Raw genomic sequence first — 14818 nt, 5'->3', positions numbered from 1 at the left:
CGGCGCGGCCTTTTTCGTCGGATGGCGTAAGGTATCCTCCCGCCCCATGAATTCACCCCAGAACAAGAACGTGGACCTGCTCGACGAGGACGAGCCCGACGTCCACGAGCCGCAGCGTCCTCGCCACAAGGGCATCTACCTGCTGCCCAACCTCTTCACGCTGGCGGCGCTGTTCAGCGGCTTCTACGCGATCGTGATGGGCATCGGTGGCCGCTTCGAGCAATCCGTCTACGGCATCTTCGCCGCGATGGTGCTGGACAGCCTGGACGGCCGCGTCGCGCGCATGACCAACACGCAGAGCACCTTCGGCGAGCAGATGGACTCGTTGTCCGACATGGTCTCCTTCGGCGCGGCGCCCGCGCTGATCATGTACTCGTGGGCGTTGCAGGGCCTGGGCAAGTGGGGCTGGTTCGCGGCCTTCGTCTACATCGCCGGTGCCGCGTTGCGCCTGGCGCGCTTCAACACCAACATCGGCGTCGTGGACCGGCGCTTCTTCCAGGGCGTGCCCAGCCCGGCCGCCGCGGCGCTGGTGATGAGCCTGATCTGGGCGCTCGACAGCGCCGGCTACAAGGACATTCACCGCGATCCGGCGCTGGCCTGGCTGGCCTTCGGATTCACGCTGTACGCCGGCCTGACGATGGTGACGAACGCGCCGTTCTACAGCTTCAAGGACATCACCTTCAAGCGCTCGGTGCCGTTCATCGTCCTGGTCGTGATCATGCTGGCCATCGCGGCCATCAACATCGATCCGCCGCGCGTGCTGTTCGGCGTGTTCTGCGCCTACGGCATCTCGGGCTACATCGTCTATGCCGTGCGGCGCGCCAAGGGCAAGCCGGCGAGCGTGATCGCGATGTCGACCGACGAGCCCGATGAAGCCGGCCTTCACCGATAGCGAATGCTCGCGGCGCGGTCCTTCGCCCACTGGCGTTGACGCTGCCCGCGCCGCCCCTCTATATTCGACAACCATGACGTCCGTGACCGCGACTCGCAGCATTGCGCTGCTACTACTAGGTGACCTTCGGGTTCGCTAGATCGCGCACGTCCGTCCATCCAGACGCTCATCCCAGATCAACGGCCCGAATGCAACTCGCAGCGGGCCGTTTCTGTTTCTGGAGAGTCCGCGAGTTGCCCCCCTGAACCCAACAGGAACGCTTCCATGCTCAAGCAACCGCAGACCAAGTACCGCGCCTTCGCGCCCATCGCTCTCCCGGACCGCCGCTGGCCCGATGCGCAGATCACGACGGCGCCGCTGTGGCTGAGCACCGACCTGCGCGATGGCAACCAGGCGCTGATCGAGCCCATGGACGCCGAGCGCAAGCTGCGAATGTTCCAGATGCTGGTCAAGATCGGCTTCAAGGAAATCGAGGTCGGTTTCCCGTCCGCCTCGCAGACCGACTTCGATTTTGTCCGCCTGCTGATCGAGCAGGGGCACATCCCCGACGACGTCACGATCCAGGTGCTGACGCAGGCACGCGAGCCGCTGATCGCGCGCACCTTCGAGTCGCTGGTCGGCGCCCGGCGCGCGATCGTGCACTTGTACAACGCGGTCGCGCCGGTGATGCGCCGCGTGGTGCTGAACATGACCGAGGACGAGATCGTCGACCTCGCCGTCACGCACACCGCGATGATCCGCGAGATGGCCGAGCGGCAGCCGGAGACGGACTTCCGCTTCGAGTACTCGCCGGAAATGTTCTCGGGCACCGAGCTGGCCTTCTCCAAGCGCGTCGTCGACGCTGTCACCGCCGCCTGGGGACCGACGCCGGATCGCAAGATCATCATCAACCTGCCGACCACGGTCGAGCATTCGACGCCCAACATCTACGCCGACATGATCGAGTGGATGGGCCGCCACATCGAGCGTCGCGACTGCGTGATCCTGTCGGTGCATCCGCACAACGACCGGGGCACCGGCACGGCGGCGGCGGAGCTGGCGCTGATGGCGGGCGCCGATCGCGTCGAGGGCTGCCTGTTCGGCAACGGCGAGCGCACCGGCAACCTCGACCTGGTGAATGTCGCGCTCAACCTGTACACGCAGGGCGTCCATCCGGCGCTGGACTTCTCCGACATCGACGAGATCCGCCGCTGCGTCGAGCACTGCAACCAGTTGCCGGTCCATCCGCGGCATCCGTATGTGGGCGAGCTGGTCTACACCTCGTTCTCCGGCTCGCACCAGGACGCCATCAAGAAGGCCTTCGCGGCCCGCAAGGCGGACGACATTTGGGAGATCCCCTACCTGCCCATCGACCCCAAGGACCTGGGCCGCAGCTACGAGGCGGTGATCCGCGTCAACAGCCAGTCGGGCAAGGGCGGCATCTCCTACCTCCTCGAGGCCGAGTACGGCGTCGAGCTGCCGCGCCGCCTGCAGATCGAGTTCAGCCAGATTGTCCAGGGCGTGATGGACACGAACGGCAAGGAGCTTGGCGCCGCGGACCTGTGGCAGATCTTCGACCGCGAGTACGGTGTCAAGCAGGCGCCGGCGCTGCATCCGCAGATCGGCACGGCCGCCGATGGCCAGACGACGGTGAGCGCGCAGGCCGACCTGTGCGTGCGCATGGTCAAGATCGACGGCCAGGGCAGTGGTCCGATCGACGCGTTCGTCGAGGGCCTGAACAAGGTGTTGAAGACGCAGGTCCGGGTGCTCGACTACCACGAGCACGCGATGGGCAGCGGCGCCGACGCGCAGGCGGTGGCCTATCTGGAGTTGCGCGTGGGCGAGGCGACGTTGTTTGGCGTTGGCATGGACGGCAACATTGCTTCCGCGTCGCTGAAGGCGATCGTGTCCGGCCTGCGCCGTGCCGCGCAGCGCGGCATCCTGAAACTCGCCGACCGCGTCACCGCCTAAGATCGAGACAAAGCGAACCCACGCGCACACGCCAAGGCCCGCCACCCACGACAAGCGATCCCCAGGTCGAGAACCTCGGTCCGCGGTCTGGGAGGGCGTGATGCGCGGTGTGTGTGGGCGAAGGGAGCCGGGGGGCGGCTGACGATTTTGGGACTTATGAGGAAGCCGCCCCCCGGCTTCCTTCGCCGCGCCCGGTGGTGCGGTCGACAGGCCGCCAGATTGGCCAGAGCGACCAGACCGCTAGCCGCTCGCCCGAACGCACCTCCAAACGACCACCGCCCCACCGACACGAGCCACCGCCCCAAGGAAGCCCGACCATGACCGACCAGTTGATCATCTTCGACACCACCCTTCGCGATGGTGAGCAGTCGCCCGGCGCGTCCATGACCAAGGATGAGAAGCTGCGCATCGCGCGGCAACTGGAGCGGCTCAAGGTCGACGTGATCGAGGCTGGTTTCGCCGCCTCCAGCCAGGGTGACTTCGAGGCGGTGAGGGCGATCGCCGAGGCGATCAAGGACAGCACGGTGTGCTCGCTCGCGCGGGCCAACGACCGCGACATCGCGCGCGCCGCCGAGGCGCTCAAGGGGGCGGCGCGCTCGCGCATCCACACCTTCATCGCGACCAGCGAGCTCCACATGGAGAAGAAGCTGCGCATGAGCCGCGAGCAGGTGCTGGAGCAGGCCACGCAGGCGGTGCGTTTCGCGCGCACGCTGACCGACGACATCGAGTTTTCGCCCGAGGACGGCTATCGGTCCGACCCGGAGTTCCTGGCCCGTGTCGTCGAGGCCGTGATCAAGGAGGGCGCCCGCACCATCAACATCCCCGACACCGTCGGGTATGCGATCCCGGAGCTCTACGGCGAGTTCATCCGGACTTTGCGCGAGCGCGTCCCCAACTCCGACCGCGCGATCTGGAGCGTGCACTGCCACAACGACCTGGGCATGGCGGTGGCCAACTCGCTGGCCGGCGTGAAGATCGGCGGTGCGCGACAGATCGAATGCACGATCAACGGCCTGGGCGAGCGGGCGGGCAACTGCTCCCTGGAGGAGGTCGTGATGGCGCTGAAGACGCGCCGCGACTACTTCGGGCTGGACGTGCGCGTCGATCCCTCGCAGATCGTGCCGGCGTCGCGGATGGTGTCGCAGACGACGGGCTTCGTCGTCCAGCCGAACAAGGCCGTGGTCGGCGCCAACGCCTTCGCGCATGCGTCGGGCATCCACCAGGACGGCGTGCTGAAGGCCCGCGACACCTACGAGATCATGCGCGCCGAGGACGTCGGCTGGAGCGCCAACCGCATCGTGCTGGGCAAGCTGTCCGGCCGCAACGCGTTCAAGCAGCGCCTGCAGGAGCTGGGTGTGGTGCTGGAATCGGAGGCGGAGATCAACGCCGCCTTCGTCCGCTTCAAGGACCTGGCCGACCGCAAGTCCGAGATCTTCGACGAGGACATCATCGCGCTGGTCATGGATGAATCGGTCACGCAGGACCAGGAGCACTTCCGCCTGGTGGCCCTGGCGCAGCGCTCCGAAACCGGCGAGCGCCCCCAGGCGCAGGTGGTGTTCTCGGCCGGCGACGTCGAGCATCGCACCGAGAGCGACGGCAACGGGCCGGTCGACGCGGTCCTCAAGGCCATCGAGAGCAAGGTCGAAAGTGGGGCCGAAATGCTGCTGTATTCCGTCAGCGCCATCACCAGCGGAAGCACAGAATCGCAGGGAGAAGTCACGGTGCGACTGCAACATGCGGGGCGCGTGGTGAACGGTGTGGGGGCAGACCCCGATATCGTCGTCGCCTCGGCCAAAGCATATTTGAGCGCTCTGAACAAGCTGCAAAGCAAGACGGAGCGGGTCGCGGCCCAAGGTTGACAGGGTCTCCGGCAAAGGTCTTCGGGCCGCGTCGGATGCCACGGATTCGGACACTTTAAAAGAGTGGACTAAGTCCTTGATCTTGCCGGTCTTTCCGTGATCCCCTACACTCGCGCCCACTGATTTGGGGACTGGATTGAAGACCATTGCGACATTGCTGTCTGGTGCCGCGCTCAGCGGTGTCATGTTGCTGACGGGCTTGACCGCCAGTCTCGCGCCGGTTCAACCGGCGCAGGCGGCGACGGCGTCGTCTTCCTCCAAAGCCAAGGCGAAGACCGTGCGCAAGGCCAAACCGGCCCCGCGGTCCCCGCGCAAGGTGGCGGCCCGCGCGGCCGCCCCGGTCCGCGAGATCGTCCCGGCCAAACCCTCCTTCGGCCAGATGTACGGCCTGCACGACACCGAAGATCCGCTCGACCTGAAGTCCAGCGTCGCCTTCGTCGTCGACCAGGACACCAACGAGGTCCTGTTCTCCAAGAATCCGCAGGCGGTGCTGCCGATCGCGTCCATCACCAAGCTGATGACCGCGCTGCTCGTCGTCGAGGCGAACCAGTCGCTGGACGAGAAGCTGACCATCAGCGACGAGGACAAGGACACCGAGAAATTCACCGGCTCGCGTCTGGCCGTCGGCACCACGCTGACGCGCGGCGAGTTGCTGCATCTGGCCCTGATGTCCTCCGAGAACCGCGCGGCGCATGCGCTGGGCCGGAACTACCCGGGCGGCCTGGAAGCCTTCGTGGCGGCGATGAACGCCAAGGCGCAGTCGCTGGGCATGATGGACACCCATTACGTCGAGCCGACCGGCCTGTCCAGCCGCAACCAGTCCAGCGCCAAGGATCTGGCGGCGCTGGTCAAGACGGCGCATCAGTTCCCGCTGATCCGCGAGCTGTCGACGTCCCCTGAATACACCGTGGCCCTGGGCCGCAAGCAGGTCCGCTTCGGCACGACCAACGGCCTGGTGCGCAAGTCGGACTGGGACATCGGCCTGCAGAAGACCGGCTTCATCAACGAAGCGGGGCAGTGCCTGGTGATGCAGGCGCAACTGGCGGGTCGCAAGCTGATCATGGTGTTCCTGGATTCGGCGGGGAAGTACTCGCGGATCGGTGATGCGGAACGGGTGCGCAAGTGGCTGACCAGCACGAGCTCGCCGCTGGCGACGGTGTCGGCGCCCACCGCGGCGACGGTCCTGGCGAAGTAAGCCGGACTCCGGCGCCAGGCCAGGGACTCCGCGACGCCGGGCACCCATGGAAAAGCGGGCTTCGTGCCCGCTTTGTCGTTTCCGGCCGATCCGCGCCGGCCGGCGCGTGCCGGCCCCGGGCTCAGCCCCGGAAGCCGAGCGCCGCCGAGATCCGCGTCGCCGTTTCCTTCAAGCGGGGCAGCCAGCCTTCCTCCAGCCGGTCGGCGGGCGCCGAGATCGACAGCCCCGCTACGAGCTTGCCCTGATCGTCGTAGATGCCGGCGGCCATGCAGCGCACGCCCAGTTCCAGCTCCTCGTCGTCGCGGGCCACGCCGCGCTGGCGCACCAGCGCCATCTCGCGCTCCAGATGGGACAGGTCGGTGAGGCTGTTGCGGGTGTGTCCCGACAGCCCCGTGCGCGTGGCGTAGGCGCGCACGCGCTGGGGATCGTCGCCGGCCAGGAACAGCTTGCCGACCGAGGTCAGGTGCAGCGGCGCCCGGCCGCCGACCGCGCGCACGACCTGCATGCCGCTGCGCTCGCTGTAGGTCCGCTCGATGTAGACGATCTCGTCACCCTGGCGGACCGACAGGTTGACCGGCTGATGCGTCAGCTTGTGGAGCTCGCGCATCGGGCCGATGGCGGCCTCGCGCACGTCCAGCCGCGCCTTGACCAGGTTGCCCAGCTCCAGCAGCCGCATCCCGAGGCGGTAGCTGCCGGCCTCCGGGCGATCGACGAAGCGACCCAGCGTCAGGTCGTTGAGGATGCGGTGGGCCGTGGACGGGTGCAAGCCGGTGGTCTCGCTGATCAACTTCAGCGACACCGGATCCTGATGCTGGGCCAGGACATCCAGCAGCGCGAAGGTGCGCTCCAGGACCTGGATGGCGGGGGACTGCAGCTCCTTGGACTTCATGGCGGACGATTGTGAAGGATTTCGCGACGGTTTTGCATGGCGAAACCGAGAGCCATCCCTACCGTCGCTTTTGTCCATCAACTGCCCCTCGATGGGGCGCGGGGCGACCACTTTGTTGCAATGCGGAACGCGCGGCGGCCAGGCCGCTGCGGACCGCGCCTTCGAGCGTCGCGGGGTAGGGGCCGGCGAGGTAATCGCCAGCGGCCATCAGTCCCGGTGCGATCGAGGCTTGCGGACGCGCCAGGTTCGGCGTGCAGGCGAAGGTGGCGCGTTTCTCGCTGAGGACGCGCACGATGCGCGGCGGTGTCGCCCAGGCGAGACGACGCATCGCCTGCGCCCGCGCTGCCTCGCCGGTGGCATCGAGGCCCTGCGCGATCCAGGGCCCCGCACCGCTGACGACGAGGCTGAACAGCCCCGGCTGCTGGCCGAGCTGACCGAGGTCGAAGGCGAACTGGGCGGGTTCCGTCGCCGATTCGCGCAGTGCGACCATCGGCGCGGGCAGCGCCGACCCGACGCTTTCCAGGTAGATGGTGACGATGGGTTGGAACTCGAACGCCCCGGCGACGGCGCTCCACGCGGGCGCGAGATCACGCGTGAGGCGCGCCGCTTCGCCCAAGCTGCTGGCAAGGACGACGAGGTCGAACGCCTCCCCGTCGACCGCCCAGCCGCGGCCCGTCGCCGCCAGTTGCTGGACGCGCCCCGTGCGGACCGTGGCGCCGTGCTGGAGCAGCCAGGCGCGCGCCGGATCCGGCAGCAGCGCGCTCAGGCCCTGCCTGGGCAGCAGCAGGTCGGCGCTGCCCGGGCCGGTGAACAACGCGTCCTTCAATACCCGCAGGAAGACCTGCGCGCTGGCCTGTGCGGCGGGCGTGTTCAGCGCGGCGACGCACAGCGGATCGATCAGGTCGTCGCGGACATCGCGCGGCAAGTCCGCGCACAGGTCGGCGACGGTCGAGGCCGGATCGCAGCGGAAGCCGCGCATCGTCCAACCAGTGCTGGCGACGAGCAATCGCAGCCTGTCGCCCCACGCCCAGGCCCCGCAGCCGAGCACGCCGCGCAGGAAGGCGAGGGCGGGCGGACCGGGCGGCAACCGCAGCGTCTCGCGGTCGGGATAACGCAGCCGCAGCGGCATACGCAGCAGCAGTTCGTCCGGATTCGCGCCAACGCGGCGCATCAGCGCCAGCGTGTCGGCGTAGGCCCCGATCAGGATGTGCTGGCCGTTGTCGAGGGCGTGGTCCCCCGGGGTCGGCCCGGCGGGGAGGCTGCGCGCCCGGCCGCCCAGCGTCGGGGCCATCTCGAACAGCGTCACCGCGGCGCCCAGCGACACCGCCTCCACGGCCGCGGCCAGTCCGGCCCAGCCGCCGCCGACGACGGCCAGCCGCACGCTCATGCCGGGCGTCGGGCGCTCATGCGTGTCATCACGTCAGCGGCCGCGCCAGTTCGTCTTCATCGCGATCCACAGCTTGCGCAGCGGCGTCAGCGCGATGCGTTGCTGCAGGACCTGGAAGTGCTCCGCCTCGATCTCGCGCAGCAGCGTGCGGTAGATGTTGGCCATCATGAGCCCCGGCTTCTGCGCCTTGCGGTCGGCCTCGGGCAGCAGCGCGAAGGCTTCGTCGTAGAGCCGGTGCGCGCGATCGGCCTGGAACTTCATCAAGGCGGTGAAGCGCTCGCTGTAGCCCCAGGGCGCGTCGCGCTTGAGGATCTCGTGCGCCTTGACGTCGAACTGTTGCAACTCGCTGACCGGCAGGTAGATGCGGCCGCGGCGGGCGTCGTCGCCGACGTCGCGGATGATGTTCGTCAACTGCATCGCCAGGCCCAGCTTGTGGGCGTAGGCGATCGTGGCGGCATCGGTGCGGCCGAAGATGCCCGAAGCGACCTCGCCGACCACGCCCGCCACCAGGTGGCAATAGCGCTGCAGGCCGGCGTAGTCGAGGTAGCGCGTCTGCTCCAGGTCCATCTGGCAGCCGTCGATGACGGCCATCAGGTGTTCGGCGCGGATGTCGTAGTCCTGGACATGCGGCATCAAGGCCTTCATCGCCGGATGCGAGGGCTGGCCGCCGAAGGCGCTCAGGACCTCCTTGCGCCACCAGGCCAGCTTGGTCGCGGCGACGCCGGGGTCGGTGACCTCGTCGACCACGTCGTCCACCTCGCGGCAGAAGGCGTAGAACGCGGTGATCGCCGCGCGCCGCGTCGGGGGCAGGAACAGGAAGGCGTAATAGAAGCTCGAACCGCTGGCGGCAGCCTTCTGCTGCACGTACTGCTCGGGCGTCGAGGCCGCGGGCGCGCCGGCGGCGCGGCCAGGTGCTCCGGCGGCGCGCTGGTCGGTCGGGTCGATCGGATTCTTGTCGGTCTTGGTGTTCATCGCGCCGTCTCCTGGCGGCGTGTCTTCATGGTCAGCGCCCGCCACAGCAGCGGCGGCGCGTCGAGCGCGCCGAGCCGGGGCCGTTGCAGCAAGGCGGCGAAATGCATCGCTTCCAGTTTGTCGAGAATACGAAGGCCGCCTTGTACCACCAAGCGCAGCTCCCAGCCGGCCCGGCCCGGGATCTGATGCACCAGCGGCGCCCCCTCGGTCATCAAGGCGCGGGCCCAGCCGCAAAGCTCGCCGATCAGCGCCCGGGCGCCCGGGCTGTCCCGCAGCGCCAGCAGGTCTTGTCCCTCGACCGCGTGACGTTGACGATCCTCCCGCGGCGCGTACAGACGGCCTCGCGGACCGTCAACGGTGAAGTCCTGCCAGAAGTTGACCAACTGCAGCGCCGAGCAGATCGCGTCGGAGCTGCGTAGCGCCCGGGCGTCGTCGATGCCATACAGGTGCAGCAGCAGCCGCCCGATCGGATTGGCCGAGCGGCGGCAGTAGTCCAGCAGCTCGGAGCGGGTCGCGTAGTCCGTCTTGACGAGGTCCTGCTCGAAGGCGTCGAGCAGGTCCTCCAGCAGCGGCACGGGCAGGTGGAACGACGCCAGGACCCGCCCCAGTGGCGCGAACACGCGCTGCTCCCAGCGCGGCGACGGCGGCCGGCCGGCGGCGACCGCCCGCAGGTCCGCGCGGTATGCCGTCAGGTCGCGCAGGCGCTCGTCGGCGCTGGCGTCGCCCTCGTCGGCCAGGTCGTCGGCGGTCCGCGCGAAGTGGTAGATCGCCGCGATCGCGGGACGCAACGCCGGCGGGCTCAGCCAGGAAGCGACAGGAAAGTTTTCGTAGTGCTCTATGCTCACGGCCGGCATTGTCCGCTGAGGATCCATCGCCGCTTCCGTCAACAGAGCAGTACCCCCCGGTGAACCGTACGCCGTCGGTTTGACACGTCCGGACTCGCTGAATACATTACTGACCGGTCAGTCAGTTACTTCGGTGTCCGGCGTCGGACACCGTGCCTTTGTCGAGGTGGTTCATGCCCCAACGGTCTCTTGTGTCCTCGTCCGTGTCGTCGCCTGGCGGCCGGTGGAGCCGCGTGTTGATGATGGTGTCGGCGGCGGCGTCGCTGGCGGTGCTCGCGGCCTGCGGCAAGCAGGCGCCCCCGCCCGAGCCGGAACGCTATGTGCGCACGCTGGTGCTGGCGCCGCAATCGACCGGCCTGCAACGGGAGTTCGCCGCCGAGGTGCGGGCCCGCGTCGAGTCGCGCCTGTCCTTCCGCGTCGCCGGCAAGATCCTGGAGCGCCGCGTGGACCTGGGGTCGGTGGTGAAGCCAGGGCAGGTGCTGGCCCGGCTGGACAGCCAGGACCTGATGCTGGCCCAGGAGGCCGCCAAGGCCGGGGTGCTGGCCGCCCGTGTCAACCGCGACCAGCTCGGCGCCGACTACAAGCGCTACATCGACCTGCGCAACCAGGGCTTCATCAGCGCCGCCGAGCTTGACCGCCGCGACGCCGCGTTCAAGGCCGCGCAGGCGCAGTTCGACCAGGCGCGCGCCCAGTCCGACGTGCAGCGCAACCAGGCGCAGTACTCGTCCCTGATCGCCGACGTGGCCGGCGTGGTGACCGGCATCGACGCGGAGCCCGGCATGGTCGTGGCCGCCGGCACGCCGGTGGTGCGCGTGGCCAACGACGGCCCCCGGGACATCGTCTTCTCCGTCGCCGAAGACCAGGTCGCGATGGTGCGCGCCGCCGCGGCGCGCCCGGACGGCATGAAGGTCAAGCTGTGGACCGACGGCAAGGCCGAGCCGCAGCCGATCAAGCTGCGCGAGCTGGCCGCCGCCGCCGACCCGGTGACGCGGACCTTCCTGGTCAAGGCGGAGCTCAAGGACAAGAACGTCCACCTGGGCCAGACCGCGACGGTCATCCTGACCGGCACGCCGTCGGACAACTCGATCAAGCTGCCGCTGAGCGCGGTGATGGAATCGCAGGGCAAGAGCGCGGTGCTGCTGCTCGATCCGAAGACGATGACGGTGAACCCCAAGCCGGTGACCGTCGCCGGCGCCGAGGGCAACGAGTTGATCGTGCAGGGCCTGACGCCCGGCATGGAGATCGTGGCCGCCGGCGGCCACGTGCTGACGCCGGGCCAGAAGATCAAGCGCTTCCGTCCGCCGGGCCCGACGGCCGAAGGGCAGGCGGTGGCCGCTCCGATGCCCGCGCCCTCGTCGGCCCCGGCTCAACGCTGAGCGCCGGGAGCCATCGATGAGCAACCCGAGCCGCGCCGGTTTCAACCTCTCGCGCTGGGCGCTGGAGCACGCCCCGCTGACGCGCTACCTGATGGTGGTGCTGATGGTGCTGGGCTTCGCCGCCTACTTCCAGCTGGGCCAGGACGAGGACCCGCCGTTCACCTTCCGCGCCATGGTCGTTCAGGCCTACTGGCCGGGCGCCACGCCGCAGCAGATGGCGGAGCAGGTCACCGACAAGATCGAGCGCACCCTGCAGGAGGTGCCGCACGCCGACAAGATCCGCAGCTACACCAAGCCGGGCGAGTCGCTGACCATCTTCCAGGTCAAGGACAGCACCGCCCCGGGCGAGGTGCCGCAGCTCTGGTACACGGTCCGCAAGAAGATCGGCGACCTCAAGGCCACGCTGCCGCAGGGCGTGCTGGGGCCGTTCTTCAACGACGAGTTCGGGGACGTGTACGGCTCGATCTTCGCGCTCTCGTCGGACGGCGGCTTCTCGATGGAGGACCTGCGCCAGCAGGCCGAGGCCGTGCGCTCGGAGCTGCTGAGGCTGCCCGACGTCGCCAAGGTCGACCTGTTCGGCGTGCAGGCCGAGAAGCTGTTCGTCGAGATCTCGCAGAAGCGGCTCGCCGAGCTGGGCCTGGACTTCAACCAGGTCATCTCGCAGCTCAACGCGCAGAACGCGGTCGAGAGCGCCGGTGTGATGGACGCCGGCAGCGCCAACCTGCAGATCCGCGTCGAGGGCCAGTTGAACTCGGTCCAGTCGCTGAGCGATTTCCCGATCCGCGCGACCAACGCCGCCACCGGCACGGCCAGCAGCCTGCGCCTGGGCGACATCGCCAAGGTGCGGCGCGGCTTCGTCGATCCGGCCACCACCATGGTCCGCTTTCAGGGCAAGCAGGTCGTGGCGCTGGGCGTGTCGATGGGCAAGGGCGGCGACATCATCGCGCTGGGCAAGGCGCTGCAGACCTCGGTCAAGCGCCTGCAGCAGACGCTGCCGGCCGGCGTCACGCTGCAGCAGATCCAGGATCAGCCGTCGGCCGTGAAGAGCTCGGTGGGCGAGTTCGTGCACGTGTTGATCGAGGCCGTGGTCGTCGTGCTGGCGGTGAGCTTCATCAGCCTGGGGCTGCACACCAAGCCGCTGCGCATCGACGTGTGGCCGGGGCTGGTGGTGGGCATCACCATCCCGCTGGTGCTGGCGATCACCTTCGTGGTGATGCTGTACGCGGGGGTGGGGCTGCACAAGATCTCGCTGGGGTCGCTGATCATCGCGCTGGGCCTGCTGGTGGACGACGCGATCATCGCGGTCGAGATGATGGTGCGCAAGCTGGAGGAGGGCTACGACAAGATGCATGCGGCGACGTATGCCTACGACGCCACCGCCAAGCCGATGCTGACCGGCACCTTGATCACCGCCGTCGGCTTCCTGCCGATCGGGCTGGCCAAGTCCACCGTCGGCGAGTACACGTTCGCGATCTTCGCCGTGACCGCGGCGGCGCTGGTGATCTCCTGGATCGTGTCCGTGTACTTCGTGCCCTACCTGGGCGCGCTGCTGCTCAAGACCCGCGCCGGCCACGAGGGCGAGGCGCACGAGGTCTTCGACACGCCGTTCTACAGCCGCTTCCGCCGCGCGGTGGCCTGGTGCGTGTACCACCGCTGGAAGACCATCGGCCTGACCATCCTGGTGTTCGTGCTGGGGCTGGTGGGCATGGGCAAGGTGCAGCAGCAGTTCTTCCCCGATTCAAGCCGACCCGAGATCCTGGTCGACCTGTGGCTGCCGGAAGGCTCGACGATCGCGCAGAGCAACGAGGTCGCCAAGCGCTTCGAGGCGCGCATGGCCAAGGAGCCGCTGGTGGGCAGCGTCGCGACGTGGGTGGGCTCGGGCGTGCCGCGCTTCTATCTGCCGCTGGACCAGATCCTGCCCAACACCAACGTCAGCCAGGCCATCATCCTGCCCAAGACGCCGGCCGAGCGGGAGGCGCTGCGCCACAAGCTGCCGAAGATCCTGGCGGAGGAGTTCTCCGACGTACGCGGCCGCGTGAAGCTGCTGCCCAACGGGCCGCCGGTGCCGTATCCGGTGCAGTTCCGCATCTTCGGCGACGACCCGGCGACGCTGCGCCAGTACGCCGACCGCGCCAAGGACATGATGCGCGCCAACACCAACATGGTGGGCGTCAACGACAACTGGAACGAGGCCATCAAGGTCCTGCGCCTGCAGGTCGACCAGGACAAGGCGCGCGCCCTGGGCGTGACCAGCCAGAGCATCGCGCAGGCTGCGCGGATCCTCGTGTCCGGCACGACGGTGGCGCAGTACCGCGAGGCGGATCGGCTGATCGACATCGTCCTGCGCCAGCCGGTGCAGGAGCGCGACACGCTGTCGGAACTGGCCAATGCCTACGTGCCGACGGCCTCGGGCCGCTCGGTGCCGCTGACGCAGATCGCCAAGCCCCAGTTCACCTGGGAGCCGGGCGTGATGCACCGCGAGAGCCGGCAGTTCGCGATCACCGTCCAGGGCGACGTGATCGAGGGCCTGCAGGGCGCGACGGTGACCAACCAGCTGTGGCCGCAACTCGACGCGATGGCCAAGGAGATGCCGCCCGGCTACGGCATCAGCATCGCCGGCGCGGTGGAGGAGAGCAGCAAGGGCACCGGCTCGATCGCCGCGGGCGTGCCCATCATGCTGTTCATCACCTTCACGCTGCTGATGCTGCAACTGCACAGCTTCTCGCGGGCGATGCTGGCCTTCCTGACCGGCTTCCTGGGCATCGCGGGCGTGTCCGCGGCGCTGCTGATCCTGAACCGGCCGTTCGGCTTCGTCGCGCTGCTCGGCGTGATCGCGCTGATGGGCATGATCCAGCGGAACTCCGTGATCCTGATCGACCAGATCGAGCAGGACCGCAGCCGCGGCGTGCCGGCGGCGCAAGCGATCGTCGAGTCCGCCGTGCGGCGGCTGCGGCCGATCGCGCTGACCGCGGCGGCGGCGGTGCTGGCGATGGTGCCGCTGTCGCGCAGCGTGTTCTGGGGGCCGATGGCCGTGGCCATCATGGGCGGCCTGATCGTCGCCACCGTGCTGACGCTGCTGGCGCTGCCGGCCATGTACGCCGCCTGGTTCCGCGTCGAGCGGGACAAGGACGCGGGGATCGCGCCGTCGACGCATTGATCTGACCGGCCGCCACCGGCCCGGCGTGGGTTATCCCGGAGGGGGCGGCGCGAAAACGCCCCTTTCCTTGGCTACAATCGCCGGTTTTCCGGATCGCGGAACCGGGGCCGTTCACGGCCCGGTCACGCGAACTTCGAATTACCAAGGGGCCGCCGCGCCGGTTGCTGAAAGCGATCGCGGCGTCCTCAGTTCACCCAGCGCGGGTGGCGAAATTGGTAGACGCACCAGGTTTAGGTCCTGACGCCTTCACGGGCGTGCCGGTTCGAGTCCGGCCCCGCGCACCACTTCCAACTGTT

General features: G+C 68.6%; 10 protein-coding genes and 1 tRNA gene. 7 read left to right on the top strand and 4 right to left on the bottom strand.

What is annotated here, in order from left to right; all coding sequences use genetic code 11:
- Positions 1 to 46 precede the first annotated feature (46 nt).
- The 4 genes from pssA to pbpG all read left to right on the top strand — a co-directional run bounded on the left by pssA (position 47) and on the right by pbpG (position 5896).
- Positions 47 to 892, top strand: coding sequence for a CDP-diacylglycerol--serine O-phosphatidyltransferase (gene pssA / locus CDN99_RS02350; protein ID WP_088382488.1), 846 nt, complete (start codon positions 47 to 49; stop codon positions 890 to 892).
- Positions 893 to 1156: 264 nt separating this feature from the next.
- The gene (gene leuA, locus CDN99_RS02345; protein WP_088382487.1) at positions 1157 to 2842 is read left to right on the top strand and encodes a 2-isopropylmalate synthase; all 1686 of its coding nucleotides are present in this window, start codon (positions 1157 to 1159) and stop codon (positions 2840 to 2842) included.
- A gap of 317 nt (positions 2843 to 3159) precedes the next feature.
- Positions 3160 to 4701 carry a 2-isopropylmalate synthase gene (locus tag CDN99_RS02340; protein WP_088382486.1) on the top strand — a complete coding sequence of 514 codons (1542 nt, stop codon included), beginning with the start codon at positions 3160 to 3162 and terminating at the stop codon, positions 4699 to 4701.
- 184 nt (positions 4702 to 4885) lie between these two features.
- A complete protein-coding gene (gene pbpG, locus CDN99_RS02335; RefSeq protein WP_088383318.1) occupies positions 4886 to 5896 on the top strand; it encodes a D-alanyl-D-alanine endopeptidase in 1011 nt (336 codons plus the stop codon).
- A gap of 121 nt (positions 5897 to 6017) precedes the next feature.
- Here pbpG and CDN99_RS02330 read toward each other — a convergent pair whose 3' ends face one another.
- The 4 genes from CDN99_RS02330 to hpnC are packed head-to-tail and all read right to left on the bottom strand — an operon-like array spanning position 6018 to position 9998.
- Positions 6018 to 6785, bottom strand: a complete 768-nt coding sequence (locus tag CDN99_RS02330) for an IclR family transcriptional regulator (RefSeq protein ID WP_088382485.1) — start codon at positions 6783 to 6785, stop codon at positions 6018 to 6020.
- A 58-nt stretch (positions 6786 to 6843) separates the two neighbouring features.
- Complete coding sequence (gene hpnE, locus CDN99_RS02325; RefSeq protein ID WP_088382484.1) at positions 6844 to 8172, bottom strand: hydroxysqualene dehydroxylase HpnE; 1329 nt, start codon at positions 8170 to 8172, stop codon at positions 6844 to 6846.
- Positions 8173 to 8205: 33 nt separating this feature from the next.
- A complete protein-coding gene (hpnD, locus tag CDN99_RS02320) occupies positions 8206 to 9144 on the bottom strand; it encodes a presqualene diphosphate synthase HpnD (RefSeq protein ID WP_088382483.1) in 939 nt (312 codons plus the stop codon).
- Positions 9141 to 9998: a squalene synthase HpnC gene (gene hpnC / locus CDN99_RS02315; protein WP_238139323.1), complete on the bottom strand. Its 858-nt coding sequence runs from the start codon at positions 9996 to 9998 to the stop codon at positions 9141 to 9143. Before hpnC ends, hpnD begins: the two co-directional genes overlap by 4 nt.
- Before the next feature lie 164 nt (positions 9999 to 10162).
- Here hpnC and CDN99_RS02310 point away from each other — a divergent pair, with 164 nt between their 5' ends.
- The 3 genes from CDN99_RS02310 (at position 10163) to CDN99_RS02300 (ending at position 14806) form a co-directional block, all read left to right on the top strand.
- Positions 10163 to 11365, top strand: coding sequence for an efflux RND transporter periplasmic adaptor subunit (locus tag CDN99_RS02310; RefSeq protein WP_238139322.1), 1203 nt, complete (start codon positions 10163 to 10165; stop codon positions 11363 to 11365).
- Between the two features lie 16 nt (positions 11366 to 11381).
- Positions 11382 to 14522: an efflux RND transporter permease subunit gene (locus CDN99_RS02305; protein ID WP_088382480.1), complete on the top strand. Its 3141-nt coding sequence runs from the start codon at positions 11382 to 11384 to the stop codon at positions 14520 to 14522.
- 197 nt (positions 14523 to 14719) lie between these two features.
- Positions 14720 to 14806: transfer RNA gene (locus CDN99_RS02300), tRNA-Leu, on the top strand.
- Positions 14807 to 14818: the final 12 nt, after the last annotated feature.

Origin of the sequence: Roseateles aquatilis (assembly GCF_002205645.1) — a bacterium.
Lineage (GTDB): Bacteria > Pseudomonadota > Gammaproteobacteria > Burkholderiales > Burkholderiaceae_C > Roseateles > Roseateles aquatilis.
This window is presented reverse-complemented; position numbering and strand designations above follow the sequence as displayed.

What these genes read in the sequence shown, in the direction of transcription:
- pssA (WP_088382488.1), top strand. Translation starts at nt 47, where the DNA reads ATGAATTCACCCCAGAACAAGAACGTGGACCTGCTCGACGAGGACGAG.
- leuA (WP_088382487.1), top strand. Translation starts at nt 1,157, where the DNA reads ATGCTCAAGCAACCGCAGACCAAGTACCGCGCCTTCGCGCCCATCGCT.
- CDN99_RS02340 (WP_088382486.1), top strand. Translation starts at nt 3,160, where the DNA reads ATGACCGACCAGTTGATCATCTTCGACACCACCCTTCGCGATGGTGAG.
- pbpG (WP_088383318.1), top strand. Translation starts at nt 4,886, where the DNA reads ATGTTGCTGACGGGCTTGACCGCCAGTCTCGCGCCGGTTCAACCGGCG.
- CDN99_RS02330 (WP_088382485.1), bottom strand. Translation starts at nt 6,785, where the DNA reads ATGAAGTCCAAGGAGCTGCAGTCCCCCGCCATCCAGGTCCTGGAGCGC.
- hpnE (WP_088382484.1), bottom strand. Translation starts at nt 8,172, where the DNA reads ATGAGCGTGCGGCTGGCCGTCGTCGGCGGCGGCTGGGCCGGACTGGCC.
- hpnD (WP_088382483.1), bottom strand. Translation starts at nt 9,144, where the DNA reads ATGAACACCAAGACCGACAAGAATCCGATCGACCCGACCGACCAGCGC.
- hpnC (WP_238139323.1), bottom strand. Translation starts at nt 9,998, where the DNA reads ATGCCGGCCGTGAGCATAGAGCACTACGAAAACTTTCCTGTCGCTTCC.
- CDN99_RS02310 (WP_238139322.1), top strand. Translation starts at nt 10,163, where the DNA reads ATGCCCCAACGGTCTCTTGTGTCCTCGTCCGTGTCGTCGCCTGGCGGC.
- CDN99_RS02305 (WP_088382480.1), top strand. Translation starts at nt 11,382, where the DNA reads ATGAGCAACCCGAGCCGCGCCGGTTTCAACCTCTCGCGCTGGGCGCTG.